Annotated in this window: 32 protein-coding genes; 10 read left to right on the top strand and 22 right to left on the bottom strand. The window is 73.9% G+C overall.

Going from position 1 to position 26419, the window contains the following annotated elements; translation table 11 throughout:
* The first annotated feature begins 122 nt into the window (after positions 1–122).
* Both QE405_RS03305 and QE405_RS03300 read left to right on the top strand, forming a co-directional pair.
* Positions 123–863, top strand: coding sequence for an SDR family oxidoreductase (locus QE405_RS03305; RefSeq protein WP_307198791.1), 741 nt, complete (start codon positions 123–125; stop codon positions 861–863).
* A 32-nt stretch (positions 864–895) separates the two neighbouring features.
* The gene (locus QE405_RS03300; RefSeq protein WP_307198790.1) at positions 896–1993 is read left to right on the top strand and encodes a serine/threonine-protein kinase; all 1098 of its coding nucleotides are present in this window, start codon (positions 896–898) and stop codon (positions 1991–1993) included.
* Here QE405_RS03300 and QE405_RS03295 read toward each other — a convergent pair.
* The 6 genes from QE405_RS03295 to QE405_RS03270 all read right to left on the bottom strand — a co-directional run bounded on the left by QE405_RS03295 (position 1972) and on the right by QE405_RS03270 (position 6761).
* Positions 1972–3261, bottom strand: a complete 1290-nt coding sequence (locus QE405_RS03295; RefSeq protein WP_307198789.1) for a hypothetical protein — start codon at positions 3259–3261, stop codon at positions 1972–1974. The two genes, QE405_RS03300 and QE405_RS03295, sit on opposite strands and share 22 nt — an antisense overlap.
* Position 3262: 1 nt before the next feature.
* Positions 3263–3751, bottom strand: coding sequence for a MarR family winged helix-turn-helix transcriptional regulator (locus tag QE405_RS03290; RefSeq protein WP_307198788.1), 489 nt, complete (start codon positions 3749–3751; stop codon positions 3263–3265).
* Positions 3751–4275 carry a PH domain-containing protein gene (locus QE405_RS03285; protein WP_307198787.1) on the bottom strand — a complete coding sequence of 175 codons (525 nt, stop codon included), beginning with the start codon at positions 4273–4275 and terminating at the stop codon, positions 3751–3753. Before QE405_RS03285 ends, QE405_RS03290 begins: the two co-directional genes overlap by 1 nt.
* Positions 4276–4293: 18 nt before the next feature.
* The gene (locus tag QE405_RS03280) at positions 4294–4458 is read right to left on the bottom strand and encodes a hypothetical protein (RefSeq protein ID WP_307198786.1); all 165 of its coding nucleotides are present in this window, start codon (positions 4456–4458) and stop codon (positions 4294–4296) included.
* Between the two features lie 97 nt (positions 4459–4555).
* Positions 4556–5566 (bottom strand): methylmalonyl Co-A mutase-associated GTPase MeaB, encoded by a 1011-nt coding sequence (meaB, locus tag QE405_RS03275; protein ID WP_373459437.1) that lies wholly within the window; start codon positions 5564–5566, stop codon positions 4556–4558.
* A gap of 7 nt (positions 5567–5573) precedes the next feature.
* The gene (locus tag QE405_RS03270; RefSeq protein ID WP_307198785.1) at positions 5574–6761 is read right to left on the bottom strand and encodes an acetyl-CoA C-acetyltransferase; all 1188 of its coding nucleotides are present in this window, start codon (positions 6759–6761) and stop codon (positions 5574–5576) included.
* A gap of 168 nt (positions 6762–6929) precedes the next feature.
* Here QE405_RS03270 and mce point away from each other — a divergent pair, with 168 nt between their 5' ends.
* Entirely contained in the window at positions 6930–7382 is a 453-nt protein-coding gene (gene mce / locus QE405_RS03265; RefSeq protein ID WP_307198784.1) for a methylmalonyl-CoA epimerase, read from the top strand.
* Between the two features lie 40 nt (positions 7383–7422).
* Here mce and QE405_RS03260 read toward each other — a convergent pair whose 3' ends face one another.
* Genes QE405_RS03260 through QE405_RS03250 form a run of 3 tightly spaced genes read right to left on the bottom strand, consistent with a single transcriptional unit; the run spans position 7423 to position 9718 of the window.
* Complete coding sequence (locus QE405_RS03260; protein WP_307198783.1) at positions 7423–8292, bottom strand: 5-oxoprolinase subunit C family protein; 870 nt, start codon at positions 8290–8292, stop codon at positions 7423–7425.
* Entirely contained in the window at positions 8289–8957 is a 669-nt protein-coding gene (locus tag QE405_RS03255) for a 5-oxoprolinase subunit B family protein (RefSeq protein WP_307198782.1), read from the bottom strand. Before QE405_RS03255 ends, QE405_RS03260 begins: the two co-directional genes overlap by 4 nt.
* Positions 8954–9718: a LamB/YcsF family protein gene (locus QE405_RS03250; protein WP_307198781.1), complete on the bottom strand. Its 765-nt coding sequence runs from the start codon at positions 9716–9718 to the stop codon at positions 8954–8956. Before QE405_RS03250 ends, QE405_RS03255 begins: the two co-directional genes overlap by 4 nt.
* A 149-nt stretch (positions 9719–9867) precedes the next feature.
* On the opposite strand from QE405_RS03250, the gene QE405_RS03245 reads away from it, so the two are divergent.
* Complete coding sequence (locus tag QE405_RS03245) at positions 9868–11106, top strand: hypothetical protein (RefSeq protein ID WP_307198780.1); 1239 nt, start codon at positions 9868–9870, stop codon at positions 11104–11106.
* A gap of 84 nt (positions 11107–11190) precedes the next feature.
* Here the strand turns inward: QE405_RS03245 and QE405_RS03240 are convergent, their stop codons facing one another.
* Positions 11191–12324 (bottom strand): IS30 family transposase, encoded by a 1134-nt coding sequence (locus QE405_RS03240; protein ID WP_307198779.1) that lies wholly within the window; start codon positions 12322–12324, stop codon positions 11191–11193.
* A 430-nt stretch (positions 12325–12754) separates the two neighbouring features.
* The gene (locus tag QE405_RS03235; protein WP_307198778.1) at positions 12755–13771 is read right to left on the bottom strand and encodes an EamA family transporter; all 1017 of its coding nucleotides are present in this window, start codon (positions 13769–13771) and stop codon (positions 12755–12757) included.
* 38 nt (positions 13772–13809) lie between these two features.
* Between QE405_RS03235 and QE405_RS03230 the strand changes: the two genes are divergently transcribed.
* Positions 13810–14343 carry a CGNR zinc finger domain-containing protein gene (locus QE405_RS03230; protein WP_307198777.1) on the top strand — a complete coding sequence of 178 codons (534 nt, stop codon included), beginning with the start codon at positions 13810–13812 and terminating at the stop codon, positions 14341–14343.
* 4 nt (positions 14344–14347) lie between these two features.
* On the opposite strand, the gene QE405_RS03225 is transcribed toward QE405_RS03230, so the two are convergent.
* The 4 genes from QE405_RS03225 to QE405_RS03210 all read right to left on the bottom strand — a co-directional run bounded on the left by QE405_RS03225 (position 14348) and on the right by QE405_RS03210 (position 17803).
* A complete protein-coding gene (locus QE405_RS03225; RefSeq protein WP_307198776.1) occupies positions 14348–15160 on the bottom strand; it encodes an alpha/beta hydrolase in 813 nt (270 codons plus the stop codon).
* A 9-nt stretch (positions 15161–15169) separates the two neighbouring features.
* The gene (locus tag QE405_RS03220; RefSeq protein ID WP_307198775.1) at positions 15170–15991 is read right to left on the bottom strand and encodes an endo alpha-1,4 polygalactosaminidase; all 822 of its coding nucleotides are present in this window, start codon (positions 15989–15991) and stop codon (positions 15170–15172) included.
* A complete protein-coding gene (locus tag QE405_RS03215) occupies positions 15991–16512 on the bottom strand; it encodes a hypothetical protein (RefSeq protein ID WP_307198774.1) in 522 nt (173 codons plus the stop codon). Before QE405_RS03215 ends, QE405_RS03220 begins: the two co-directional genes overlap by 1 nt.
* A gap of 70 nt (positions 16513–16582) precedes the next feature.
* A complete protein-coding gene (locus tag QE405_RS03210) occupies positions 16583–17803 on the bottom strand; it encodes a 3-hydroxyacyl-CoA dehydrogenase NAD-binding domain-containing protein (RefSeq protein WP_307198773.1) in 1221 nt (406 codons plus the stop codon).
* Positions 17804–17934: 131 nt separating this feature from the next.
* Between QE405_RS03210 and nucS the strand changes: the two genes are divergently transcribed.
* From nucS to QE405_RS03195, 3 genes are read left to right on the top strand one after another with little or no spacing between them, the layout of a single operon-like run.
* A complete protein-coding gene (nucS, locus tag QE405_RS03205) occupies positions 17935–18609 on the top strand; it encodes an endonuclease NucS (protein WP_307198772.1) in 675 nt (224 codons plus the stop codon).
* Between the two features lie 10 nt (positions 18610–18619).
* Positions 18620–19039, top strand: coding sequence for a WapI family immunity protein (locus QE405_RS03200; protein WP_307198771.1), 420 nt, complete (start codon positions 18620–18622; stop codon positions 19037–19039).
* The gene (locus QE405_RS03195; protein ID WP_307198770.1) at positions 19039–19362 is read left to right on the top strand and encodes a DUF952 domain-containing protein; all 324 of its coding nucleotides are present in this window, start codon (positions 19039–19041) and stop codon (positions 19360–19362) included. The genes QE405_RS03200 and QE405_RS03195 overlap by 1 nt, the downstream gene beginning before the upstream one ends.
* Positions 19363–19366: 4 nt before the next feature.
* Here QE405_RS03195 and QE405_RS03190 read toward each other — a convergent pair whose 3' ends face one another.
* The 5 genes from QE405_RS03190 to QE405_RS03170 all read right to left on the bottom strand — a co-directional run bounded on the left by QE405_RS03190 (position 19367) and on the right by QE405_RS03170 (position 23757).
* Complete coding sequence (locus QE405_RS03190) at positions 19367–20284, bottom strand: FAD-dependent oxidoreductase (RefSeq protein ID WP_307198769.1); 918 nt, start codon at positions 20282–20284, stop codon at positions 19367–19369.
* A gap of 34 nt (positions 20285–20318) precedes the next feature.
* Positions 20319–20843: a ferritin gene (locus QE405_RS03185; RefSeq protein WP_307198768.1), complete on the bottom strand. Its 525-nt coding sequence runs from the start codon at positions 20841–20843 to the stop codon at positions 20319–20321.
* Positions 20844–20990: 147 nt separating this feature from the next.
* Positions 20991–21182: a hypothetical protein gene (locus tag QE405_RS03180; protein ID WP_307198767.1), complete on the bottom strand. Its 192-nt coding sequence runs from the start codon at positions 21180–21182 to the stop codon at positions 20991–20993.
* Between the two features lie 46 nt (positions 21183–21228).
* Positions 21229–23292 (bottom strand): protein meaA, encoded by a 2064-nt coding sequence (locus QE405_RS03175; RefSeq protein ID WP_307198766.1) that lies wholly within the window; start codon positions 23290–23292, stop codon positions 21229–21231.
* Between the two features lie 102 nt (positions 23293–23394).
* On the bottom strand, positions 23395–23757 hold the full coding sequence (locus tag QE405_RS03170) for an STAS domain-containing protein (RefSeq protein ID WP_307198765.1): 363 nt from the start codon (positions 23755–23757) through the stop codon (positions 23395–23397).
* A gap of 199 nt (positions 23758–23956) precedes the next feature.
* Between QE405_RS03170 and QE405_RS03165 the strand changes: the two genes are divergently transcribed.
* Positions 23957–24532: a cob(I)yrinic acid a,c-diamide adenosyltransferase gene (locus QE405_RS03165; protein WP_307198764.1), complete on the top strand. Its 576-nt coding sequence runs from the start codon at positions 23957–23959 to the stop codon at positions 24530–24532.
* A 71-nt stretch (positions 24533–24603) separates the two neighbouring features.
* Here the strand turns inward: QE405_RS03165 and QE405_RS03160 are convergent, their stop codons facing one another.
* Positions 24604–24897, bottom strand: a complete 294-nt coding sequence (locus tag QE405_RS03160; protein WP_307198763.1) for a SelT/SelW/SelH family protein — start codon at positions 24895–24897, stop codon at positions 24604–24606.
* A gap of 41 nt (positions 24898–24938) precedes the next feature.
* Between QE405_RS03160 and QE405_RS03155 the strand changes: the two genes are divergently transcribed.
* Positions 24939–25661 carry a hypothetical protein gene (locus tag QE405_RS03155; RefSeq protein ID WP_307198762.1) on the top strand — a complete coding sequence of 241 codons (723 nt, stop codon included), beginning with the start codon at positions 24939–24941 and terminating at the stop codon, positions 25659–25661.
* Between the two features lie 209 nt (positions 25662–25870).
* Here QE405_RS03155 and QE405_RS03150 read toward each other — a convergent pair whose 3' ends face one another.
* Entirely contained in the window at positions 25871–26311 is a 441-nt protein-coding gene (locus QE405_RS03150) for a DUF2550 domain-containing protein (protein ID WP_307198761.1), read from the bottom strand.
* Positions 26312–26419 lie beyond the last annotated feature (108 nt).

The following is a 26419-nucleotide window of genomic DNA, read 5'->3' as shown; positions in this document are numbered from 1 at the left end:
AAGGCCATTGTGGCGGATCGTGCGCGGGACGTGCGGGGAGGGCGTCCGGAGGGTGACCACCGCGACGCGGGTCGTGCATGATGGTCGCTCCTCGTCGACATCTCGGGAAGACAGGGACCGCGTTGAACTACCCCCGCTACGACTACTCCGGCCACCGCGTCGCCGTCCTCGGCGGCACCCAGGGCACGGGTCTGGCGACCGCCCACGCGTTCGCCGACGCCGGTGCCGACGTCACGGTGACCGGCGCCCAGCACCTCACCGGCTTCTACGACGCCGACCTCTCCCGGTTCCGCTACCGCTCCCTCGCACTGGACCACCCGGAGGCGATCGTCGACTTCGCGGCCGGCACGGACCGGATGGACGTGCTCGTCGTCGCCTCGGCGCCCGAGCTGCCGCGCCACCTCGGGCACGCCGACCGCGAGTTCGTCGTCGAGGCGTGCCGGCTGGGGCTGGCCGGCCCGGCCCAGGCCGTGCGCCGCCTCCGCCCCGCCCTGTCGGCGAGCGCCGCGCAGGGCGGCGGGGCGGTCGTCCTCACCCCCGCGGCGGCCCGCTGGTGGGCCCTCGGGGGCGACGGCCCGGCGGCGGAGGAGGAGTTCGTCCACGCGGTCGCCGGTCTGGCCGAGGGCCTGGAGCGGCACGGGGTGCGCGTGAACGGGTGCCTGGCCACGCGGACGCAGGGTCCGGCGTACCACGTGCAGATCGAGCGCCACGCCCCCCGCACCTCGGGCACGCTGCTCGCCCGGCCCCGCCGCGTGCGCGGCAGCCTCGCCGAGGCCACGCGCGCCGCCGTGGTCGACCTCGTGCAGTTCCTCGCGAGCGCCGGCGCGGCCGGCCTGACCGGGCAGACGCTGCGGGTCGGCTGAGCGGGAGGCCGTCCACGGCCTAGGGTGGGCGCGTGGGTGAGGTCTTCGCGGGGCGCTACGAGCTGATCGAGCCGATCGGCATGGGCGGCATGGGTGCCGTCTGGACGGTCCACGACCGGTCCGACGGACGCGTCAAGGCCGCCAAGATCCTCCGTCAGTCCGACGCGGCGTCCCTGCTCCGCTTCGTGCGGGAGCAGTCGGTGCGCATCGCCCACCCCCACGTCGTCACGCCCGAGTCCTGGGCCGGCATGGACGACCGGGTCCTCTTCACCATGCCCCTCGTGGCGGGCGGCTCGGTCGCCGACCTCCTCAAGGAGCGGGGCGCGCTCCCGCTGCCGTGGGTGGGCGTGCTGCTCGACCAGCTGCTCGAGGCGCTCGAGGCCGTCCACGCCGCCGGGGTCGTGCACCGCGACGTCAAGCCGGCCAACCTGCTGCTCGAGCCCACCGGCACCGGCTGGCCCCACCTGCGCCTGACCGACTTCGGCATCGCCGTGCCCGTCGACGAACCACGCCTCACGCACGGCCCGATGGCCGTCGGCTCGCCGGGGTACATGGCGCCCGAGCAGTGGCACGGCGGCGACCCCGACCCCCGGCAGGACGTGTACGCCGTGGGTCGGGTCGGTCTCGAGATGCTCACCGGGGTGCGCCCCGAGAAGGGCAGCACGGCGGTGGCCGGCGACGCGCTGCCCGAGCCGCGCGAGGTCGCCGAGCGGCTCGTGGCGGTGCTGGCGCGCGCCGCGGCGGAGGAGCCCGGCGACCGCTACCCGGACGCCGGCTCGCTCCGGACCGCGCTCCGCGAGCTGCGGCTCGTCGACCAGCCGGCCGGCGACGTCCCCGTGGTCGTCCCCCAGCGGCTCGCCCTCGACGCCACCGGACCCGCGGGGGTCAGCTGGTCCGCGCCGTCCGGACCCACCGACGTCACCGCGGCCCACGGCGCCCCGACCCACGTCGGGAGCACCGCCGTGCACGGCGCGGGCGCGACCCGCATCGACGGCGGCACCCGGGTGGACCGCGGCGGCCACCGCCCGGCCGCTGCTCCGCGCCGCGGCGTGTCCGTCCCCGGCGTCGCGCTGCTCGTGCTCGGGCTGCTCGCGGTCGTCGCGGGGCTCTACCTCCTGCTGACGGCCTGACGCCGCACCAGCAGACCTCCGCCGGCGGCGAGCACGAGCCCCACCGCGACGAGCGCGCCACCCGCGACGTACTGCACGGTCGAGGACGCCTCGTCGTCCGCGGCGGCGGGCGCACCGAGCGGTACGGCGTCGGTCGCGGCCCCACCGGCCAGGAACGGCGGCTCGACGCTGTGCGCGACCGTCGTCGGCTCGCCCTCCACCCCCAGGCGCAGCGTGTAGCCCACGTCGTCCAGCCCGTCGAGGTCGACGGGGTCCATCGCGACGACCACGAGGTACTCGCCCGGCAGGTAGGGGCCGTTGAACGAGTCGAAGCGGTTGCGGTGCAGCACCGGGCCGGCGGCCGCCTGGGCCCGCGCGGGCTCGGAGCCCAGCGACCCGTCGTCGCCGAGCGTGCGGTCCGCCGAGAGCATCGGGTCGAGGAGCGCGAGCGAGATGTCGGTGCCGTAGCCCAGCTCCGTGGCCTGGTCGCCGGACAGCGCCGGGCTCACCACCTCGGCCCGCAGCGTCTGGCCCTCCGCCACCGCCACGCGGTAGGCGACCTGGCCGCCGGCGGGCACCGTCCCGCGCCAGATCCCGTCCCCGACGAGCGGGGCGTCGGCGATGTCGCGACCGCCGGGCCGGTCCTGGGGCTCGCCGGACACGTCCACCTGGCCGCGCTCGGCCTCGGCCGGCTCCGGCAGACCCTCGACGTCGGTCGCGGGCGACTCCTCGACGACGCGGAACCACACCTCCGTGGAGGCGGACCCCGCGCTGGCGCCGCGGCTCAGCTCGACCTGGAGGGTCGAGGCGTCGACGCACGGCTCGTCCGCGGCGTCCCCGGAGGTGTCCAGCGCGGGGTCCGCCGGGCCGACGACGGTGGACGCCGTCACCAGGCCGAGCTCGTCCTCGGTCCGCGACCCCGACGCCTGGGTGCAGTAGTCCTCGGCGGCCGTGCTCACCTCGACCGAGATGGACTCGGCGCTGTCCGGGCCCGCGCCGGGCGTCACCGCGGCGACGTGGACCGTGCTGCCCTCCTGCTCCCGGCGCACCTCGAAGTAGCCCGTGGCCCCGTCGCCGCCCAGCGTCGTGCGGCTCCACCCCCGGGGCAGGGTCGTGGGGGCGCCGGCGTCGGTGCCGTCCACCGCCGGCGCGTCCGCGGGGAGGACGAGCTGCGTGTCCGCCTCGGCAGCGGCAGCGGGCCCGAGCGGCAGCACCGCTCCGGAGGCGGTCGCGGGCAGCAGGAGAGCGGAGGCGAGCAGCAGGCGGCGAGCGGTGGAGGAGGGACGCACGTCAGAAGTCTCCGGCATCCCGGCGGACCGGCGCCAACAGGTCCGACAGCCCGCGCTGCTCGGCGCTGCCGAGCGAACCGAGCGCGAAGTCGGCGGCGAGGAGGTCCGCGGTGGCCCGGTCCACGAGCGCGCGCCCCTCGTCGGTGATGGCCGCGAGCGTCGCCCGCCGGTCGTCGGGGTGGGGACGGCGCTCCACGAGGCCGGCCGCCTCGAGCCGGTTGACGATCGACGTGACCGAGGTGGGGTGCACCTGCAGACGCTCCCCCATCTTGCCCAGCGGCAGCGCGCCCCGGGAGGAGAAGACGAGGAGCACGAGCGCCTCGTAGCGGGCGAAGGTCAGGCCGTGCGGCTTCAGCAGCGCGTCCAACCGGCCGATGACGAGCTGCTGCACCCGCATGAGCGACGTGACGGCGTGCATGGCCTCGCCGCCGGTCCAGCGGAGGTCCCACTGGCGGCGCGCCTCGGCGATGGGGTCGAACGGCAGCGTCATCAGTTCACCTGGGGACGGCCGCGCACGCCGGAGCGCTGCACGACCCGCTGGATCGCCATGTCGCGCTCGTCGGGCCGGGCCACCGTGCGGATGTCGCGGAGGCCCTGCGCCTGGGCGGCCGACTCGAAGACGAAGTGCCCGTAGCCGAGGATCCGCCCGATCAGCGGCTTCTTCACGGTGATGTCGAGGATGCGGGTCAGCGGCATCGTCGCGAGCTGCTGGGAGAAGACACCGTGCACGCGGAAGACCCGCATGTTGGTGATGACGAAGCGGTCCATGTGCACGCCCAGGGCGCGGTACCCGCCGTACGCGCCGACGCCCAGCGCCAGCAGCAGCGGGAACCAGCCCCAGTCGAGCGGGATGAACGGCACGGCGACGAGGAGCGCCAGGGCGGCCAGCAGCACGAGCCCCGGGACGATGAACGCGACCCAGTGGTGCCGGACCTCGTCGACGATCACCTCGCCCTCCTCGCGGAGGAGGTGCTTGCCGATGTCGGGGTCGGTCAGGGCCGCCAGCAGTCCCACGCGCTCACCCTCCCGCCCTCAGAAGAGGGCGCCGAGGAAGCGGATCGTGGCCTCGAAGACCGAGACCAGCGCGTCCCAGGCGCCGCCGCCACCCTCGCGGGCGGTCGCCGCCAGACCCTGCGGGTCGGTGAACATCCAGAAGCCGAGGAACACGACGAGCAGGAGGAGGATCACCTTCTTCACGGCACACAGCTCCTCTCGTTCCCGGACACAGACCGGGGTGTTTCTACCAAGCCGTTGCCCGTCATCGGCGCAGGCGCGCCCGTGCGGGTCGAGAACCTCAGGCGTTCGCCGTCGTGTCCGTCGCCGCCAGGAGGCGGTCGGCCGCGGCGTACGGGTCGCGGCGGCCGGCGACCACGTCGTCGGCGAGGTCGTCCAGGGCGGCGCCCCCCGCGAAGCCCGCCCAGGTACGCCGCAGCGTCGTCAGCGCGATGGCCTCGACCTCGGCGCGGGCCCGGCGCCGCCGGCGGCGGTCGAGCGCACCGGTCTCGGTGAGCCACGCCCGGTGCTCGTCGAGCTTGTCCGCGACCGCCGCGACGCCGTCCCCGGTCTGGGCCACCGTCGGCAGGATCGGCTGCTTCCAGGCGTCGGCCGGGCGGTCCGCGAGGTTGAGCATGCCGCGCAGCTCGCGGCGCACCTGGTCGGCGCCGTCACGGTCGGCCTTGTTGACGACGTAGAGGTCACCGACCTCGAGGATGCCGGCCTTCGCGGCCTGGATCCCGTCCCCCATGCCCGGCGCGAGCAGGACCACCGTGGTGTCGGCGAGACCCGCGATCTCGACCTCGCTCTGCCCCACGCCGACGGTCTCGACGAGCACGACGTCGAAGCCGGCGGCGTCGAGCACGCGCAGCGCCTGGGGGGTGCTCCACGCCAGGCCGCCCAGGTGGCCACGCGACGCCATCGAGCGGATGTAGACGTCGGGGTCGGTCGCGTGGTCGCCCATGCGGATGCGGTCACCGAGCAGGGCGCCGCCCGAGAACGGGGAGGACGGGTCGACGGCGAGCACGCCGACGCGCCGTCCGCGGCGCCGCAGCTCGGTGACGAGGGCGGACGTCGACGTCGACTTCCCGACGCCGGGGGCGCCCGTGAGGCCGACGACGTGGGCCCGGCCGGTGTGCGGCGCCAGCAGCGCCATGGCCTCGCGCAGCCGCTCCGCCAGGTCGTCGCGGTCGGGGCGCGACGCCCCGTCCTCGACGAGCGAGACGAGACGCGCGACCGCGCGGGGCGAACCGCCCCGCGCGGCCTCGACGAGCTCCGCGACCGACGTGGCGCCGGCGCGACCTCCGATCACGCGATCGTCACGCAGGGACGCGGATGATGAGCGCGTCGCCCTGGCCGCCACCGCCGCAGAGGGCGGCCGCGCCCGTGCCGCCGCCACGGCGCTTCAGCTCGAGCGCGAGGTGGAGCACGATGCGGGCACCCGACATGCCGACCGGGTGGCCGAGCGCGATGGCGCCGCCGTTGACGTTGACCTTGTCCTCGGACACGCCGAGCTTGCGGGCGCTGGCGATGCCGACGGCCGCGAAGGCCTCGTTCATCTCGAACAGGTCGATGTCGGAGACGGCGATGCCCTCCTTCTCCGCGGCCTTGAGGATGGCGTTGGCGGGCTGCTCCTGGAGCGTCGAGTCGGGACCGGCCACCTGGCCCGAGGCGCCGATCTCGGCGATCCACGAGAGGCCCAGCTCCTCGGCCTTGGCCTTCGACATGACGACCACGGCGGCGGCGCCGTCGGAGATCTGCGAGGCCGAGCCGGCCGTGACGGTGCCGTCCTTGCTGAACGCGGGACGCAGCTTGGCGAGGCTCTCGACGGTGGTGTCGCCCCGCACGCCCTCGTCGGCGGAGACGACGATCGGGTCGCCCTTCCGCTGCGGGATGGAGACCGGCACGATCTCGTCGTCGAAGACGCCGTTCTTCTGCGCCGTCGCGGCGAGCTGGTGGGAGCGGGCCGAGAAGGCGTCCTGCTCCTCGCGCGTCAGCTTCTCGGCCTCGACGTTGCGGGCCTCGGTGAGGCCGCCCATCGGCTGGCTCGTGAACTGGTCGTAGAGCGCGTCGTAGGCCATCGAGTCGACGAGCGCGGTGTCGCCGTACTTGAAGCCCTCACGGGACTTGGGCAGCAGGTGGGGCGCCTGGGTCATCGACTCCATGCCGCCGGCGACGACGATCTCGTGCTCGCCGGCGCGGATGAGCTGGTCGGCCAGGGCGATCGCGTTGATGCCGGAGAGGCACACCTTGTTGATGGTGAGCGCCGGCACGTCCATGGGGATGCCGCCCGCGACCGCGGCCTGGCGGGCGGTGATCTGGCCGGCCCCGGCCTGGATCACCTGGCCCATGATCACGTACTCGACCGCGTCGCCCGCGACGCCGGCCTTCTCGAGCGCCCCCTTGATGGCGACGCCACCGAGGTCGGCTGCCGTGAGCGTCTTGAGGCCACCGAGCAGTCGACCGATGGGGGTGCGGGCACCGGCGACGATGACGGACGTGGTCATGAGGTCCTCCTTGAGAGGTGGGTTCGCTGCGTGAGGAACGTGCCGCTGCGACGCGAGCGACGGTCTAGGTTAACGAGCCGTCACCTTTCTGGCGAGGGGCGACCGTGCGCTCGGTCGGTGTCGCGGTCGTCACATCCCGGACGGGGGTCGGACTCGTACCATGCGCCCATGTCTGCAGCGCTGGAGATCCCCGAGCACCTGTTCATCGCCATCGACCACGTCGGCATCGCCGTCCCGGACCTCGACGAGGCCGTGGCGTTCTACGAGACGACGTTCGGCATGAAGGTGGCCCACACCGAGACCAACGAGGAGCAGGGCGTCCGCGAGGCGATGGTGGCCGTCGGCGACTCCGGTTCCTTCATCCAGCTGCTCGCTCCCCTGACGCCCGAGTCGACCATCGCCAAGTTCCTCGACCGGTCCGGCCCCGGCCTCCAGCAGCTGGCCTACCGCGTGGTCGACGTGGAGCAGGTCTCCGCGATCCTGCGCGAGCGCGGCGTCCGCCTCCTCTACGACGCGCCGCGCCGCGGCACGTCGGACTCGCGCATCAACTTCGTGCACCCCAAGGACGCGGGCGGCGTGCTCGTCGAGCTCGTGCAGCCCGCGGAGGGCGCGCACCACTGAGCCACCCGCCGTGACCACCGTGACCACCAGGGCCCGGCGGTCACGCCCAGCGGAACCTGACCGGGTCGCCCGGCCGCAGCTGGGCGGCCCGGTCCACGTCGGCGTCGACCACGACGCCGACGACCGGGTAGCCGCCGGTGACCGGGTGGTCGGGGCCGAACAGCACGGGCTCCCCCGACGGCGGCACCTGCAGCGCACCGCGCACCGCTCCCTCGCTGGGCAGCTGGCGCTCCGGGTCGCGGTGGAGCAGCGGCGCGCCGCCCTCCAACCGCGTCCCGACCCGGTCGGTGTGGACCGATGCGCGCCACTCCCCCGTGACCAGGCGGTCCGGGTCGGCGACGAGGTCCGCCCGTGGACCGGGCACGACGCGGAGCAGCGCCGGCTCCGCGAGCGCGTCGACCGGCACGGCATCGACCCGCGGCCAGCCCGCCTCCGCCTCCTCCGCGTCGTCACCGACCACGACGACGTCCCCCGCGCCGAGCGGCGCCGGCCCCAACCCGGCCAGCACGTCCCGGCTGCGCGACCCCAGCACCCGGGGCACGTCGATCCCGCCGCGCACGGCGAGGTAGCAGCGGAGGCCGCGCGCCGGCGTACCGATCCGCAGGCGATGCCGCACCGCCACCACCGCACCCGCGGGACAGGCCCGACCGTCGGCCTCCAGCGTGGCGGGCGCACCCGTCAGGCAGCACCAGAGGGGGCCGCCCACCACCTCCACCTCGAGACCGCCGAGGGTGACCTCGAGCGACGCCGCGCCGAGGCGGTTGCCGACGGCCCGGTTCCCCAGGAGGTACGCCGCGCGATCCGCCGCCCCCGAGCGTCCGACCCCGACGGCGGCGTGTCCCGGCCGGCCGAGGTCCTGCACGAGCACCGGACCGCTGATCCCGACGACGACGAGGGCGCGGCGGGTCACGCGGCACCGCCGACGTCCACGAAGCGCACTGGGACGCCGGCCGCGAGGAGGGCCGCCGGGTCGCGGTCGAGGTCCCACATCGCCAGCTCGGTGCGCCCGAGGAGCTGCCAGCCGCCCGGCGACGCCCGGGGGTAGACCCCCGAGAACCCGCCGGCGAGGGCCACCGAGCCGGCCGGGACGCGGGTGCGCGGCTCGGTACGACGCGGCACGGCCCCCAACCGCGGGTCGCCGCCGACGAGGTAGGCGAAGCCGGGAGCGAACCCGCCGAAGGCGACCCGCCACGGCGTGCCGGTGTGGGCGGCGACCACGCCCGCCTCGTCGAGGCCCGTCAGCCGCGCGACGGCGGCGAGGTCGGCGCCGTCGTAGGTCACCGGCACCTCGACCGTGCGCGGCGCCGAATCGCCCCGGGCGGGCGGCCCGGGCGGCCCGGGACGGACGCCCGCGACGGCGGCGCGCAGCCAGGTCAGGTCCTGCGGCGCACCGGGCGGCAGCGCGACCAGCACCGTCGTGGCGGCGGGCACGAGCTCGACCGGGACGTCCGGCCACGCGGCGGCAGCGGCGTCGACCCAGGCGACGACGCGCGCGGAGGCGACCGCCGGGTCGGTGCCGTCGGGGTCGGCGAGCTCGACGAGGACCGCCCGGTCGCCGTACGGCAGCACCCTCACGCGAACGCCCGCACCGCGATCCCGGCCGCGTCGAGCGCCGCCCGCACGGCCTGCGCCATCGCCACGGCTCCCGGGGAGTCGCCGTGCACGCAGACCGAGTCGGCGAGCACCGCGACGTCGGTGCCGTCGACCGCGGTCACGACGCCCTCGACGACGAGGCGGACGACGCGGGCCGCGACCTCCGCGGGATCGTGCAGGAGCGCGCCCGGACGGTCGCGCCGCACCAACGTGCCGTCGGGCTGGTAGCCGCGGTCGGCGAACGCCTCCGCCACGGTGCGCAGTCCCGCGGCCTCCGCGTGGCCCAGGAGCGCCGAGCCCGGGAGCCCGAGCACCGGCAACGACGGGTCGTGCTCGCCCACGGCCCGCACCACGGCGGCGGCCTGCTCGTCGTGGTGGACGGTCGCGTTGTAGAGGGCGCCGTGCGGCTTGAGGTAGGCGACCCGGCCGCCGGTGGCGCGCGCCAGCGCGTCGAGCGCCCCGAGCTGGTAGAGCACGTCGTCGGTCAGCTCGTCGGGCGCGACGTCGAGGAACCGTCGCCCGAAGCCCGCGAGGTCGCGGTACCCGACCTGCGCGCCGATCACCACGTCCCGCTCCACCGCGAGCGCGCACGTGCGGCGCAGCGTCGACGGGTCACCGGCGTGGAAGCCGCAGGCCACGTTCGCGCTGGTCACCTCGGCGAGCACCGCGGCGTCGTCGCCGAGCACCCAGCGGCCGAACGACTCGCCCACGTCGCTGTTCAGGTCGACCGCCCGTCCGTCCATGCGCCGGATTCTCCCTCGCCGTGAGCGGAACCGCACCAGCCGTCCCGGCCACGTCACTGTCATCCGCGGGGGCGATCCGCAACACTGGTCCCCGCACCCGACGAGAGCAGCGGCGCGAACGTCGCGCCGACGTAGAGGAGTTCTTCACCATGAGCGACAAGGGACTGTCGATCTTCGACGACGAGCCGTCGAAGGGCTCCGGCAACCCCGACCAGCAGTCGACGCAGGCCATCCCGGCCGTCAGCGCCGACGCCGCCACCTCCCGGCAGCCCGCGGTCGGCACGGAGGCGGGTCGTGGCGGCGTGCCGCCCCGCCCGCAGCAGTCCACGCCCGGGCCCCAGGCCGCGGCGGCGTCCGCCGCGGCCCAGCGCGGGGTCGTGCCGGCGCTGCCCGTGGTGCGCCGGGGTGGCTACGACCAGATCGCCGTCAACCGTGCCCTGCAGCAGATCGTCGACGAGAAGGCCGGCCTCGCCGCCAGCCTGCAGGCGACCGAGCAGCAGGTCGGCGGCCTCCAGGCGGAGATCCAGTCGCTGCGCCAGCAGCTCGCCGAGGTGAAGAACCCGACGTACGCGGGCCTCGGCGGCCGCGCCAGCGAGATGCTGCGCCTCGCGGAGGAGGAGGCGGCCGACGTCCGCCACACCGCGCAGGAGGAGAGCCGGGAGATCCTCGACCAGGCCAACCGCGACGCGCGCGCCATCCGCGCCGACGCCGCCCGGGAGGCCGAGGACATGCGCGCCGTCCAGCTGCGCGACCTCGAGGACCAGCGCGGACGGATCCTCGCCGACGCCGAGCAGGAGCGCACGCTGGCCCGCTCCGAGGCGGCCGACATCGTGGCGTCCGCCAAGCGCGAGGCGGCCCAGCTGCGCCTCGCCGCCGAGCAGGAGGTCAACGACCTGCGGAGCAGCACGACCCGTGAGGTCGAGAAGCTGCGCGCCGGCGCGGACCGCGAGGTGCAGGAGGCCCGCCGCGCCCTCGCCGTCGAGAAGGAGCGCCTCGCCCGCGAGGCCGCCGACCACCACGCGAGCGCCATGGCCCAGACCAACCAGATCGTCACCGAGGCGGAGGAGCGGGCCGCCGCGGCCGAGGAGCGGGCTCGCGAGGCCATCGCCCAGGGCAGCGCCCAGCGCGAGCAGGCCCAGCGCGAGGCCGAGGCCCTCATCTCCCGCGCCCGGCGCGAGGCGGAGCAGATCGTCGCCTCCGCCCGCACCCAGTCGGAGTCGATCAACGCCTCGGGCCACGCCGAGGCGGCCCGCGAGCTCGCCGCCCTCAAGGCCGAGGCCGAGCGGATGGCGCGGCGCCGCGACGCGATCGCGGCCCAGCTCGGCGCGCTGCGCGACGTCGTCGCGGGCTTCGCCGACGACGACGAGCCCACCAAGCCGCAGGCCTGATCCGGGGCCCTCGGCAGGGGCTGTCAGGCAACGGCCTTCGCACAGGAAATCGCGGACCGGGAGGGGCGCACGCTCGGGGCGGCTTCAGGTGGTCGGTGCAACGTTGAGTAGTTGTTGGAGCCTATCGGCGGGGGTGTCCCAGTTGAGGGTTTGGCGGGGGCGGATGTTGAGGAGGCGTTCGGTCTCGGTGATGTCGGCGTCGCTGACGTGGTTGAAGTCGGTGCCCTTGGGGTGGATGTCGCGCACGAGTCCGTTGGTGTTCTCGTTGGTGCCGCGTTGCCAGGGGCTGTGGGGGTCGGCGAAGTAGACGGGGCATCCGGTGGCCAGGGTGAAGGTGGTGTGCGCGGCCATCTCGCTGCCCTGGTCCCAGGTCAGCGAGCGGCGCAACGACTCGGGCAGGTTGGTCATCATCGTGACCAGGGCAGCTGCGACGGTGGTGGCGTCGTGGGTCAGCGGCAGCCGTCGGATCAGGGCGTAGCGGGTCGAGCGTTCGACCAGGGTGATCAACGCCGAACGCCCGCCGGCGCCGATGACGAGGTCGCCCTCCCAGTGCCCGGGTACGGCGCGGTCGGCGGCTTCGGGTGGGCGGTGGCTGATGTGGGCCTCGGCACCGATCCAGGACCGGTTGGACCGTGGGGGCAGCGCCGAGCGGGGCCGACGGCTGGTGCGGCCGCTGCGCAACGCTTTCTCGACCTTCAGCTCCTCACGCAGCGATCCCTTGCCCTGCACGTAGAGCGCTTGGTAGATCGTCTCGTGGCTCACCTGCATATCGTCGCGCCCCGGATAGCACCGCCGCAGATCCTGGCTGACCTGCACGGGTGAGAACCGGTTGTTCAACCGGACCAGCACCGCTGCGCGCAGCACCTCACCGGCACCCCCATCCACACCCGCATCCACACCCGCATCCACGCCGGTGTCTGCACGAACTGCGAGCTTGGACGGGCGGGGCCGGGGCCGGCGCTGCTCGGTCATCACCTGCGCTGCAGCAGCGTGGTAGCGACCCAGGCGGGTGTTGCGGGCCAGTTCGCGTCCCACCGTGCTGCGGTGCACCCCGAGCTCGGCAGCGATCCGTGCTGGACACCGTCCCTCGCTGCGACGGATCTGGATCAAGGCCCGCCCGGCCTGGCTCAACCGGCCGTGCTCATCGACCCAGTCACCGTCCAGCGGGGGTGGATGGGCACCGACAACACCGCCGTGGCGGCCCTTGCGCAGTCGCATGCCAGCGACTGTGGCCCATGAAGCCACCGTGTCTCGATCCCACCCCAGCAACTCGGACACCTGCTTCGCCGGGACCCCGGCCGCCAACAGCCCCAGACCCCGCGCACGCGCCGCTTCTTGATCCCGCAACACAACCCCCACAGCCGTGTTGCACCGACCACTAGAAACCGCCCGGCGTGTCGCTCCTCCCTGTCCGCGTTTTCTGCACCCCGGTCCGCGTTTTCTTCACCCCGGTCCGCGCTGTCTTCACCCCGGTACGCCGCCGGCGCGGCCCCTCCCCCACCCGGGACGTCATGCGGAGCGGTGCCCCGCACCACCGGGACGCATGACGTCCGGCAGAGGCCTTCGGGACGTCATGCGGAGCGGCGCGCGGGACCACCGGGACGCATGACGTCCGGCGAGGGCACCACCAGCCGCCGCAGCCCCGACCTCAGGCGGCGTCCGCGACCTCCGCGACCTCGGCCGCCTCGGGCTCGCCGAGGCGCACGTCCTGCACGCCCGACTCCCCCAGCTTCACCACGACGACGCCGGCGAGGATGAGCAGGCCGCCCGCGAGCTGCAGCGGGCCGGGCAGCTCGTCGAGCAGCACCCAGGCGAACACGAGCGCCATGACGACCTCGGCCAGCGCCACGAACGACGCGAGGCGTGAACCCAGCCGGCGCGAGGCGGCGATGCCGGTGACGTACGCCAGCGCCGCCGTCACCAGTCCCAGACCGAGCACGGGGACCCACCAGGCAACCTCGTGCCCGGCGTACTCCACCCCCGCCGTCGTCGCCCGCATCGGCAGGACGCCCACGAACCCGGCGGTGCCCAGCACGACGCCGCCGACGGTCAGGCCGCCGGCCGCCAGTGCGGTGCCCGGCAGGCCGTTGTCGTTGTCGGCGGAGATGACGAAGTAGGACGCCGCACCGACCATCGCGCCGAGGCCCCACAGCACGCCGACGACGTTGAGGCTCACGCCGCTGACGACGCCGAGCACGAGGGCGAGGCCGACGGCGGCGACGGCGGCGCCGAGCACCGTGACCCGGCCGGGCCGCTGCCCGTGCCGCAGCCACATCCACACGATGACGGCGACGGGCGCCGTGTACTCGATGAGCAGCGCCACGCCGACCTGCAGGTAGGAGACCGCGTAGAAGTAGCAGAGCTGCGCGCCGGCGACGGCGAGCACGCCGTAGAGCGCCACGGTGCCGAGGTTGCGCGGCTGGCCGAGCAGCAGGGCCCACCTGCCTCGCATCGCCAGGGCGGCCGGTACGGCGAGCACGAGCGCCGCGAGGGCGACGCGTGCCGTCACGGCGGCGCCCGCGGTCCAGCCCGCGTCGAGCAGCCCACGCGCCAACGACCCCGACAGACCGAACGCCGAGGCGGAGACCAGGGCGAGGAGGAGACCGGCGCCGAGCTGGGGACGCGCGGAGGACACGACCGGCGTGTCAGGAGTCAACGTGCTCATGGGTCATGACATTACGACCGCCTTGGTAAGGTGTCAAAATGCTTTTCGCGCATGACACCGAGATCGCGCTGGCGGCGGCCGTCCAGCTCGTCAACACGGCGGAGGAGCCGGACACGTTGACGACGGTGGCGGACCTCGACGCGCACTACGCGGACTACGGCTACACCGGCCGCCACGACCGCACCCGCGCGGAGCTCGACGAGGTGCGGGCGCTGCGTCCGCGGCTGCGCACGCTCCTCACCGGCACGCGCGACGAGGCCGTGGAGATCGTCAACGCGATGCTCGCCGAGGCCCGCGCCCTCCCCCAGCTGGCCCGTCACGACGGCTGGGACTGGCACCTCCACGCCGTCGACTCCGACCGTCCGCTCGTGGAGCGCATCGTGGTCGAGACCGCGATGGCGATGATCGACGTCATCCGCGCCGACGAGATGTCGCGCCTCGGCACGTGCGCGGCCGACGACTGCGACGGCATCGTGCTCGACCTGTCGCGCAACCGGTCCCGCAAGTTCTGCTCGACCACGTGCGGCAACCGCACCGCGGTCGCCGCCTACCGCGCCCGGCAGGGCTCCTGACCGCTCAGGCGCCGGCGTCGCGCTGGGCGGGGCCGGGCACCGGCACGTCCCGGTACGCCGCCAGGTTGTGCGCGTTGTAGGCACTGGTGTCCGCCGAGGTCATCGGACCGTCCCACTCCCGCGGCAGCGGCACGGCCACCTGCGGCGCGACCCGCGCGACGATCTCGTCGAGCACGCGCTCCGCCTGGCCGACCCACAGGTGCTTGCCGCCCTCGACGGCCAGCACCTCGGCCTGCGGCACGGCGGCGAAGCGCTCCCGTGCCTCGTCCGGGCGCAGGTAGTCGTCGTGCTCCGGCACGATCGCCGTGAGCGGTCGTCCGGCCTCCGCCCAGGCGGCGAGGTGCTCCGGCTGCGAGTAGCGCAGCGGCGGGCTCAGGAGGATCGCGCCCGTCACGAGCGGGTCGAGGCCGTGCATGAGCGTGACGTCGGTGCCGAAGGACCAGCCGACGAGCCACACGGCCGGCAGGTCGTGGAACTCGGCGTACTCCAGGGCCGCCGCGACGTCGAACCGCTCCCCGACCCCGTTGTCGAACGTGCCCTCGCTCGTGCCCTGCTCGCTCCAGGTGCCGCGCGAGTTGTAGCGCAGCACGGCCACCCCGGCGAGGGCGGGCAGCCGGAACGCGGCCTTGCGGAAGACGTGGCTGTCCATCATGCCGCCGTGGGTCGGCAGCGGGTGCAGGCAGATGATCGTCGCGACGGGGTCGCGGTCCTCGGGCAGGGCGAGCTCCGCCACCAGGTCGAGGCCGTCCGCCGTGTGGAGCGTCAGCCCCTCACGCCGCGCCGGGAGGACGGAGTTCGCACGGATCTTCTGGCCCACACGGGGAGGTTAGTCCTCGCACCACGCGCGTTCGCCGTCGGGCGCGAGGTCCACGTCCCGGTAGACGATCGGCACCGTGCCGCCCAGCTCGTCGCACGCCGCCGCGAAGCCTTCCTCCGTGTACTCCACGACGAGCACGTGGTCGCCGAAGAACTCCGTGTAGGCGTCGCACTCGTCGTACGCCCCGCACTCCTCGACCACGGCGAAGTCGTAGCCGACGCTGGTGCCGTCCCAGCCGGCCCGGTTCTTCTGCCCGGCCGCGAGGCCCGCGTCGTGGGCGACGCCCACGAGCGCCGCGGCCCAGGCGTCGGCGTCCTCCTCGTCGAGGAGGCCCTCGCTGCGGGTGAAGGAGTCGAGGTTGTCGAGCTCGACGGCGTCGAAGCCGTCGTCGGCGCACCCCTCGATCCAGGGGCCGACGACCTCCAGGAGCGCGTCGCGCTTGGCGGCCGAGGAGATGTCGAAGAGGTGTTCCTGCCACACCTCGTCGATCACCGGCTCACCGGCGGCGTCGCGCAGCACCAGGTCGGAGTCGGTCCAGCGCCCGTCGTCGGGCTGCGACTGGAAGCCGTTGACGTAGCAGATGTCGTAGCCGCCGAGCGGCTCCGCCGTGCGGTCCCGCTCGACGATCGCCACGTCGCTGGGTACGTCGCGGGGACCGCCCAGCTGGATGTCCCAGCGCGCGTCGGCCGGGGGCGGGGCGACGGCGGCGCTGTCGCCGGAGCCCGGCTCCTCGCCGGGACCCGCGTCGCCGCCACCCCCGTCGTCGTCGGTGGCCGCGCACCCCGTCAGGAGCACCGCCGCCACCGCCAGCCCGACGACCGCTCGCCGCATCAGTCCTCCACGTCGACCTCGCTGATCGCGCCCTCCTGCCCGGCGCTGGCCGCCTCGTTGGCGACGCGCACGACGATGTCATAGCCCGTGCCGTTCCAGGTGCAGTACGACGAGCCCGCCGCGCCCTCGCACATCGCGAAGACGGGGTCACCCGTCAGGTCGTCCTCGTCGAAGAGGTCGTCGACCTCGTCGGGGTCGCGCACGAGCCGCTCGGCGGCGGCCCGGTCGCCGGCCTGCCAGGCGTCGATGAGCGCCTGCGCGTACTCCTGGGCGTCCGTCGGCAGCGGTCCCGTCGGCGCGGCCGCGGAGGTCGGCGCCGACGACGCCCCGGACGTGTCGCCCGGCTGCTCGGTCGGCGTGCTGGTGGACGTCGAGGGCGACGACGTGACCGTCTCCGTGACGGTCACGGTCGGCGACGACTCGTCGTCGCTGTCGGAGCAGGCGGAGAGCGCCGCACCGGCCAGGACGGCGGTGACGGCGAGGGCGGCGCCGCGGCGTACGGCGTGGGTCGAGGTGGTCATGACCTGAGTCAACACCCGACCTCAAGCCCCTCCCTCCGTCCCCGGCACGCACCGGGGACGGAGGTCGGGATCAGGCGTAGTCGTGGAAACCGGCGCCGGTCTTGCGTCCCAGACGGCCCTCGGCCACGACCTTCTCCAGCGTGACCGCCGGGGCGAGGCCGGGCTCGCCGAACTCGGCGTGCAGCTCCTTCTGGATGGCGAGCGAGACGTCGTTGCCGACGACGTCGAGCAGCTCGAACGGCCCCATCGGGAGCGCCACCTGCTCCTTGATCGCGGCGTCGATCTCGGTCAGCGAGTGCGTGCCCTCCTCGGAGAGCTTCACCGCGTCGTTGAGGTAGGGGAACAGCAGCGCGTTGACGATGAACCCCGCGCGGTCGCCGCAGGAGACGGCCACCTTGCCGGTGCGGGCGCACAGGGCGCGCACCGTCTCGTCGACCTCGGGCGCCGTGTCGGCCGTCGTGACGACCTCCACCAGCTTCATCACGGTCGCCGGGTTGAAGAAGTGCATGCCGATGACGGCCTCGGGCCGCGACGTGGCGGCCGCGCACTCGCGGATGGGCAGCGAGGACGTCGTCGTCGCGAGGATCGCACCCGGCTTGCAGATGCGGTCGAGGTCGGCGAACAGCTCACGCTTCACCTCGAGGTCCTCGGCGATGGCCTCGACGACGAGGTCGACGTCGGCGAGCGCGTCCCGCGAGGTCGCACCGGTCAGGCGACCGAGCACGGCCTCCTTGGTGGCCTCGTCGCCGCGCCCCTTGGCGATGGCACGGTCCTGGTTCTTGGTGATCGTCCGCACGACACCGGCGAGCTTGTCGTCGCTGCGACCGACGAACACGACGTCGTACCCCGCCTTGGCGAACACCTCCACGATGCCGGCCGCCATGGTGCCGGTGCCCACGACACCGACCCGGGTGATCTCGTGGCGCAGCTGCGGCGCGTCGTCCGCCGACGGGGTCTCCTCGTCGGCGACGGGCTCGCCGTCGGCGTACGTGTAGAAGCCACGGCCGGCCGCGACCCCCGTGCGGCCCTCGGCCACCAGGCGCTCGAGCAGGTCGGCGGGCCGGTGCAGCGGGTCGCCGGACTCCGCGAACCGCGCCGCGAGGGCGTCGCGCACCACGTCGAGGCCGATCGCGTCGGTCGCGGCCAGCGGACCGACCGGGTAGCCGCAGCCGAACCGCATGCCCGCGTCGACGTCGGCGCGCGAGGCGTACTTCTCCTCGTACATGCGCACGGCGTGGTTCAGGTACGGGTAGACCAGCGTCGTGCTGATCTGCTCGTTCGTTGAGGTCATGCCCGGGATGATGGCACCGACGGCTACCCCTCGGTAAGTGCCCGACCGGGCGATCCGAGCGATCGATCGGGTAGGTCGGCGACGCGGGCGGGTGGGGCCCGCGCCCGTGCGGCCCGGTAGATTGCCTCGGCGTGAGACTCGTCGTAGCGCGCTGCCAGGTCGACTACGCGGGCCGCCTCACCGCCCACCTGCCGATGGCCACCCGCGTCATCATGGTGAAGGCGGACGGCTCGGTCCTCGTGCACTCCGACGGAGGCTCCTACAAGCCGCTCAACTGGATGAGCCCGCCCTGCACGCTGCGGGAGGGCACCACCGAGGACGGCGCCGTCGAGTGGACGGTCACGAGCAAGACCGACGACACGCTGCGCATCCTCATCGAGGAGGTGCTCGCCGACACCCGCCACGACCTCGGCGTCGACCCCGGCCTCCAGAAGGACGGCGTCGAGAAGCACCTCCAGGAGCTCCTCGCCGAGCACCCCGGCACGCTCTCCGCCGGGCTCACCCTCGTGCGACGCGAGTTCCCCACCGCCATCGGGCCGGTGGACCTCATGTGCCGCGACGCCGCCGGTGCCGCGGTCGCCGTCGAGATCAAGCGGCGCGGCGAGATCGACGGCGTCGAGCAGCTGACGCGCTACCTGGAGCTGCTCAACCGGGACCCCGCCCTGCGACCCGTGCGCGGCATCTTCGCCGCCCAGGAGATCAAGCCGCAGGCCCGCGTGCTCGCCACCGACCGTGGCATCACCTGCGCCGTCGTGGACTACGACGCGCTGCGGGGCATGGATGACGCCGAGGACCGGCTGTTCTAGGCGGCGCCCGGTGAGCCTCCAGCTGCGCGACGCCTCCGGGCACGGTCTCGTCCTGTCGGTCCTGCGCTACGAGCTCCCCGACCTCGACCCGTCGGCCCCCGGCCACGGCTGGGACGCCAACTGGCTCGTCGTCGACGCCACGCTCACGGGCGACGCAGGCGCCCACCACCTGACCGGCCCGTGCCTGCTCACCTCGGAGACCCGGGCACTGGCGGACTGGCTGCACGCGGTCGCCGACGGCCGCGGTACGGCGGGGATCGGCTTCGTCGAGCCACTGCTGTCGTTCCGGCTCGGCCGGCAGGCCGGGGGCACCGCCCAGCTCGGCGTCCGGCTCGGCGACGCGGTCGCGGACCTCGTCGTACCCTCGCGATCACTGCACGCCGCCGCCGACGCGTGGGCGGCCCACCTCGAGGACTTCCCGGAGCGCTGATGCTGATCCACCACGTCGCCACCGCCGCCGACTGGGCCTCCGCCCAGGCCACGGGCGCCTACGAGACCTCGACCCGGGGACGCACCCTCGCCCAGGAGGGCTTCCTCCACGCGGCGCGACCGGAGCAGGTCGCCGGGGTGCTCGCGCGGTACTACGCCGACGTGACCGAGCCGCTCGTGCTGCTCACCGTCGACACCGACCTCCTCGACGAGCTCGGCGTGCCGTGGCGCGAGGACCCCGTCGGGGACGACACCTTCCCCCACGTGTACGCCGCGCTCCCGCCCCCCGCGGTCGTGGCGGTCGAGCCGGTCGAGGCGCGCTGACGGGTCAGGCGGTCCCCACCAGCCGGGTGACCTCCTCGGCACACCCCCAGGCGAGGGTGACGCCGGCGCCACCGTGGCCGTAGCAGTGCACCACGTCGCCCTGGCGCTCGACACGGACCGCGGCCCGCAGCGGACGGAGCCCGACCTTGTGCCGCAGCACCTTCGCGCCGCGCAGGGCGGGCACCAGCACCGCGGCACGCTCGAGGATGTCGCGTGCTGCCTCCGGCGACGGCGTGCGGCTCCACTCCCCCTCGACGGCCGTGCCACCCACGACGATCTCGTGCTCGCGCGGCAGCACGTACGTCGGGTGCTCACCGCTCTCGTCCAACCACCAGCGCTCGAGGCCGATCTGCTCGACCACGACCACCTGTCCGCGGATGGGCACCACGGTGCGGTCCCCCGCCAGCAGGCGCGACCCGATCCCGGAGCAGTTGACGACCACGTCGGCGTGGGACGGGAGCGCCGAGAGGTTCATCCGGGTGAGCGTGCCCCCCAGCTCCTCGACGCGCCGCACCAGCCACCGCAGGTGCACCGGCATGTCGAGCACCGGGGCGCGGAAGGTCCACCCGTCGACGTACCCCGGCGGCAGCGCCGTCTCCCGCGCGATCGGCGGTCCGCCGTCGGCCCACCACGGGTCGGGCACGCGGGTGCGGTGCACCTCGGTGCCCTCCCGCATCCGCACGCCGGCGTCGGGATCGGTGTCGCTGAGGGCGTCGAGGACGGCGTACGACGTGCGCCCCCAGTCCCCGACGCGAGCGCGGGGGAAGGCGAGGTACGGGTACCAGACGGCCCCGGCCACGACCGACGTCGTCTCCAGCGGGAGGTCGCGCGCGACGACGTCGACGCGGTGTCCGGCCTCGAGCAGGCGCACCGCCGCCGTGAGGCCGACGACGCCGGCCCCGACGACGATGACACGGCTCACCGGCGGGCTCCTCCTGCTCTCCGGGCGTCCGGGCTCAGGCGCCCGCGACCGGCGGGGCGGTCGGGTCGGCGCCGGCGCCGCCCTGCTCGCGGGCGACGTACTCCTCGATGTCGTTGACGTCGTCCTTGCTGCGGGTGACGACGGTCAGCAGGTCGCTCATCGTGGCGATCTCCTCGACCTGCTCCTTGATGAACCACTGCATGAACTGCTCGGAGGCGTAGTCGGACTCCTCGCGGGCGATCCGCAGCAGGCCGTTGATCTGCTCGGTGACGCGCTTCTCCTGCGCGAGCGCCAGCGCGACGGGAGCGATGACGTCGTCGAAGGACGACGTGGGCGCCTCGACGCCGGGGATCGTCACCGCGGCGTCGGTGTCGAGGAGGTACTGCACCATCATGAGCGCGTGCTCCCGCTCCTCGAGCGCCTGGCCGTAGAAGAAGGCAGCCATCTGGGGCATCGTCAGGGCGTCGTAGTAGACCGCGCAGGCGAGGTACTGGTTGTGGGCGGCGAGCTCGTTGCCGATCTGGACGTTGAGCTGCTCGGCGAAACGGGCTGCGGGCATGAGGGCGCCTCCTGGTCGATCACGTCGGTTCGCCGGCGCGGAGCGGCGGCGGCCACGATCCTGCCAGAGCGGCGGCGCTGCGGCATCCCAGGACAGGCTGGGCTCAGATCGGGCCCAGATCTGGCGCAGATCTGGCCCAGGTCGGGCTCAGGCCGCCTTCTGCAGCTTCTTCTTGCTGACCTTCTTGCCGTCGACGCGCACGAGGTGACGGTGCTTGACGGTGTAGCCGTCCGGCAGCGTCCCCTCCTTGAGCATGCGGAGGGGGCAGCGGCTGCACTTCGACTTCGACTCGCAGCACTTCAGCTTGGGAAGCTTCTTCTTCCCCTTGGACTTGCCCACGGCGTGGATGCTACGTGACCCGACCGAAGATGAGCGAAGCCTTGCCTCAGTCGAGACCGTTGGCGGCGCGGATCACGTCGACGATGCCGCCCATGATCTCGGTGAGGCCGAAGTCCTTGGGCGTGTAGACCGCAGCCACGCCCAGCTCCTGCAGCCGCTTGCCGTCGGAGTCGGGGATGATCCCGCCCACGATGACCGGGATGTCACCCGCGCCCGCGGCCTTCAGGCCCTCCAGCACGTCGGGCACGAGCTCCATGTGGGAGCCCGACAGGATGGAGAGGCCGACGCAGTGCACGTCCTCGGCGACCGCCGCCGCCACGATCTGCTCGGGCGTGAGGCGGATGCCCTGGTAGATGACCTCGAAGCCGGCGTCGCGGGCCCGCACGGCCACCTGCTCGGCGCCGTTGGAGTGCCCGTCGAGGCCCGGCTTGCCGACGAGCAGCCGCAGGCGACCACCGAGCTCCTCCCCGGTGGCGGCGACCTTCTCGCGCACGGCCGTGAGCTCGGCGCCGGCCTCGGCCACGCCCACGGCGCCGGACACGCCGGTGGGGGCTCGGAACTCGCCGAAGACCTCGCGCAGGGTCGCGGCCCACTCCCCCGTGGTCACTCCCGCCCGCGCGGCCGCCAGGGTCGCGTGCATGAGGTTCGTGTCGTCCTTGGCGTCGGCGGCGAGCTTCTCCAGGGCCGCCGTCACCGCGGCCTCGTCCCGCTGTGCCTTCCACGCCTCGACCGAGGCGATGGCGGACCGCTCGGCCTCGGGGTCGGCGGTCTGGATCGCGCCGTCGAGGTCGGCCGTCAGCGGCGAGGACTCGGTCGTCGTGAACTTGTTGACGCCGACGATGATCTCGTCACCGGCCTCGATGCGCGCCCGTCGGGCCGCGTGGGAGGACACGAGGGCCTGCTTCATGTAGCCCGACTCGACCGCGGCGATCGCGCCGCCCATGGCCTGCACCCGGTCGATCTCGGCCTTGGCGCCCTCGACCAGCTCGGTCACCTTGGCCTCGATGACGTGGCTGCCGTCGAAGATGTCGGCGTACTCCAGGAGGTCGGACTCGTAGGCGAGCACCTGCTGCAGGCGGAGCGACCACTGCTGGTCCCACGGCCGGGGCAGCCCCAGCGCCTCGTTCCACGCCGGGAGCTGGACGGCGCGCGCCCGGGCGTCCTTGCTGAGCGTGACCGCGAGCATCTCCAGCACGATGCGCTGGACGTTGTTCTCGGGCTGCGACTCCGTGAGCCCGAGGCTGTTCACCTGCACGCCGTAGCGGAAGCGGCGCATCTTCGGGTCGGTCACGCCGTAGCGGTCGGCGGTGATCTCGTCCCAGAGGCGCACGAAGGCGCGCATCTTGGACATCTCCTCGACGAACCGCACCCCGGCGTTGACGAAGAACGAGATGCGGCCGACGACCTTCTCGAAGTCCTCCTCGCTGACCTGCCCGGCGGCCTTCACCGCGTCGAGGACGGCGATGGCGGTGCACAGCGAGTAGGCCAGCTCCTGGGTCGGCGTGGCCCCGGCCTCCTGCAGGTGGTAGCTGCAGATGTTGATCGGGTTCCACTTCGGGATCTGGTGGACCGTGTAGGCGATCATGTCGCTGATCAGGCGGAGGGAGTGCTCCGGCGGGAAGACGTACGTCCCCCGCGACAGGTACTCCTTGATGATGTCGTTCTGCGTCGTGCCCGCGAGCTGCTGGGCGACCTCGGCGGGGTCGAGCTCCGGGTTCTGCTCCTCGGCCGCCACCTGGTACATCGCGAGGAGCCACATCGCGGTGGCGTTGATCGTCATCGACGTGTTCATCGACGTCAGCGGGATGCCGTCGAAGAGCTTGCGCATCTCCCCGAGGTGCGGCACGGGCACGCCGACCTTGCCGACCTCTCCGCGCGCGAGCGGGCTCGTCGGGTCGTAGCCGGTCTGGGTCGGCAGGTCGAAGGCGACCGACAGGCCGGTCTGCCCCTTCTCGAGGTTCGAGCGGTAGAGCGCGTTGGAGGCCTCGGCGGTCGAGTGGCCCGCGTAGGTCCGCATCACCCACGGCCGGTCCTTCGCCGGCCGCTCGGGCACGGCGGCGGGGGTCGGCGCGGCGGCGGCGTCGACGGCGCCGTTCGAGGAGTCGCTCATGATCGCAGAGTATGTCGCGAGCGACCGATCGGTAACCACCTCCCGTGGGGCATGGATCACCTCCCCGTCCGGTCAGTTACCCCCCGGTCGACACCGGCTCCGTCACGCGGGGACGGCGAGCCGTTCCACCTCGAGCAGGCGGGCGAGGTGGGAGAGGTGCATGAGGCGCACGACGACGGGACGGGGCGAGGCCAGCACGAGGTGACGACCCTCGTGGTGCGCCCGACGGCTGGCCGCGGCGAGCACCCGCAGCGCCGTCAGGTCGACGTTCGCGACCCCGGCCAGATCGACGACGACGCGCTCGTGCACGGCCATGGCGTCGTGGAGCACCGGGCGCACCTGCGACGTGCTGCGCGCGTCGAAGTCACCGACGAGCTCCAGCCGCGGACCGTCCCCGACGATCTGCAGGCGGTTCCCCGCGCTCGTGCGTCGCCCGATCGTGCCGATCGTCGCGGTGTCAGCCATGTCGATGCCTCGTTCCCCGGACTGCCCGGATCGCGTTCCCACAAGCACAGACGTCCCGAGAGGCGATTCGGTTGCACCGGACCACTGGAGCGACATGGTGTGACGTGGACCACACTATACGCCGCGGGGCACCGCCGTGCGCGCAACCACGGCGTGGCGCGTCCTCGGCCCGCTCGGCTCCATGACCTACCGTCGAGCCATGGTCAACCTGACGCGCATCTACACCCGCACCGGCGACGCCGGTCGCACCCGGCTCGGTGACATGAGCGAGACCAGCAAGACCGACGCGCGCCTCGAGGCCTACGCCGTCGTCGACGAGGCCAACGCCCACATCGGGGTCGCCCTGGCGACGGGCGGGCTCGACGACGACGTCGTGGCGGTGCTGACCCACGTGCAGAACGACCTCTTCGACGTCGGCGCGGACTTCTGCACGCCGGTGGTCGAGGAGCCCGAGTTCCCGCCCCTGCGGATCGAGCCCGACTACGTCGACCGCCTCGAGGGCTGGTGCGACCACTACAACGAGGACCTGCCGAAGCTGCGGTCGTTCATCCTGAACGGCGGCACCGCCGCGGCCGCCCACCTCCACGTGGCCCGCACCGTCGTGCGTCGGGCCGAGCGCGCCGCCTGGGCAGCCTGGGACGAGTACGCCGACTCGATGAACGCCGTCGCCATCACGTACCTCAACCGGCTCTCCGACCTGCTCTTCATCCTGGCCCGGCACGCGAACCGCGAGAACGGCGACGTGCTGTGGGTCCCGGGTGGCGAGCGCGGCTGACGGGGTCATGGCTCGACCCTCGCCCGGCGGGGACGGCGGCGCGACCGACCATGGTCGCGCCGTCGACGACTTCAGTCGCCGCGCACCCGGTCCGCATGGCCGAGGTCCCGACCCGGCGCCGCCAGGTCCCGCACCCGCCGCTTGAGCTCGGTGATCTCGGGGAACCCGCCGTCGGTCTTGCGGTTCCACACCCCGTGGCGCTGACCGTCGACGAGCACGTCGACCCGGAACACCCCACCCGTGGCGGGAGCCAGCGCGACCTCGTCGAGGTCGCCCTCGAAGGTCTGCAACAGCTCGCCGGCGTACCACGTCGCTCGGAGCAGCCAGCGACACTGCGTGCAGTAGGTGATCCGGACCGACGCCACGCCCCGATCCTCGCAGACGGCAGGGGCCTAGGGTCGGGGGAATGGAGAGCCCCCAGGACGACCGCCCGCACCGCATCCCGGACGCCGAGGGCCAGGAGCTGTTCCAGGCCCTGCGGCGGGCACTCGCCTCGGGGCGGCCGCTGGACCTCCTGGTGAGCGTCGGCTCGCTCCTCGACAGCATCGACGAGCGCCACGCCGATCCCGCCCGCGCGCTGGGGCCGACGCTCGCCGACCTGGTGCTGTCGTTCGTCGACACCCCGTACGCCGAGACCACCGCCGCGCTGCTCGTCCTGCGCGAGCTCCACCCCGACCTCCCCCACGGCGACCGCGTCGAGGCCGAGCTCGGCCGCCGGGACGACGCCGTGCCCGCGTGGCTGCGGGTCCTCGGCGACACCCGCGCCGCCGACACCACCTGGACGATCACCGAGGTGGGCGGGGACGCGGTCGACCACCTCGCGGGCGTGCGCCTGCCGGACGGCACCTCCCTGACCACGGCGGTGATCGTCGAGCGCGCGAGCGGCGAGGTCGTGCTCGACGCCGTCGTGCTGCCCCTCGCGGTCGACGACGTCGTCGGGCAGGCCCGCGCCCAGGCGGGCGACGCCATCGACGTCGCGCGGCTCGACGCCGACCCCTGGGTCGCGTCCGTGACGCGGGCGATCGACGGCGGGGCAGCGCAGGACACCCCCGTCATCACGGCGACGTGGCCGCTCTGCCGCCCGGTGGTCGAGTGGGTGGTGCGGCTCAACACCACGCACGACGCCTGAGGCCCCTCGGCCCGCCCGCGCCGATCCCGGCGCCGGCCCGTGTAACGCGGTGTCCGGGCTACTGGACACGTGGTCGACCACCGCACAGGTAGCACGAACACCGCGTTACATGACGAGGGGCGGGCGGCGGAGGGGCGGCGGAGGGCCGGAGGGGTACGGCGGTGGGCGGCGACCGGCCGGCAGGGGTGATGGGGCGGAGGCGGAGGGCGCTAGATGTGCTCGGCCGTCCCCGGCGGGGCGGCCTCGATCCAGGCCTGCAGCCCCATGAGCGACGACGGCGCGAGGGCCAGCTCGACGGTGCCGTCGGGCGTGCGGCACTCCACCACCAGGTGGTCGGCGTAGAGCGTCGCGCACTCGGGGCCGCTCGGGACCCGACGCCCGACGTACTCCAGCTCCGAACGGCGCCACAGGCGCTTCGGCCGCGGGGAGACGGAGAAGATCCGGAACCACTCGAGCGTGTCGCCCTGGTAGCGCCCCAGGCCGAGCACCCAGCCGCGTCCAGGACGGTCCTCGCGGAGCCGCACGCTCAGCTCGAAGGTGGCCCCGTGCCGGGACACAGCACGGCGCCGCACCACGAGTGCGACGCCGTAGAGGACGACCAGGACGACGAGGGCAGCGACGCCGTCGAGCAGCCACTGCCACAGCGGCATGCGATCTCCTCCTCGACGGGTCGGCCCGGCCTCGTCGGAGCGGGACGGGGAAAGACTACTGCCCGGCCCCGCCGAGGGAGGCGGGGGCCGGGCAGCAGCTCACAGCGT

The organism is Nocardioides zeae (assembly GCF_030818655.1).
Lineage (GTDB): Bacteria > Actinomycetota > Actinomycetes > Propionibacteriales > Nocardioidaceae > Nocardioides > Nocardioides zeae_A.
Note: the sequence above shows the minus strand (reverse complement) of the source record. Positions and strands in the feature narration are given on the sequence as shown.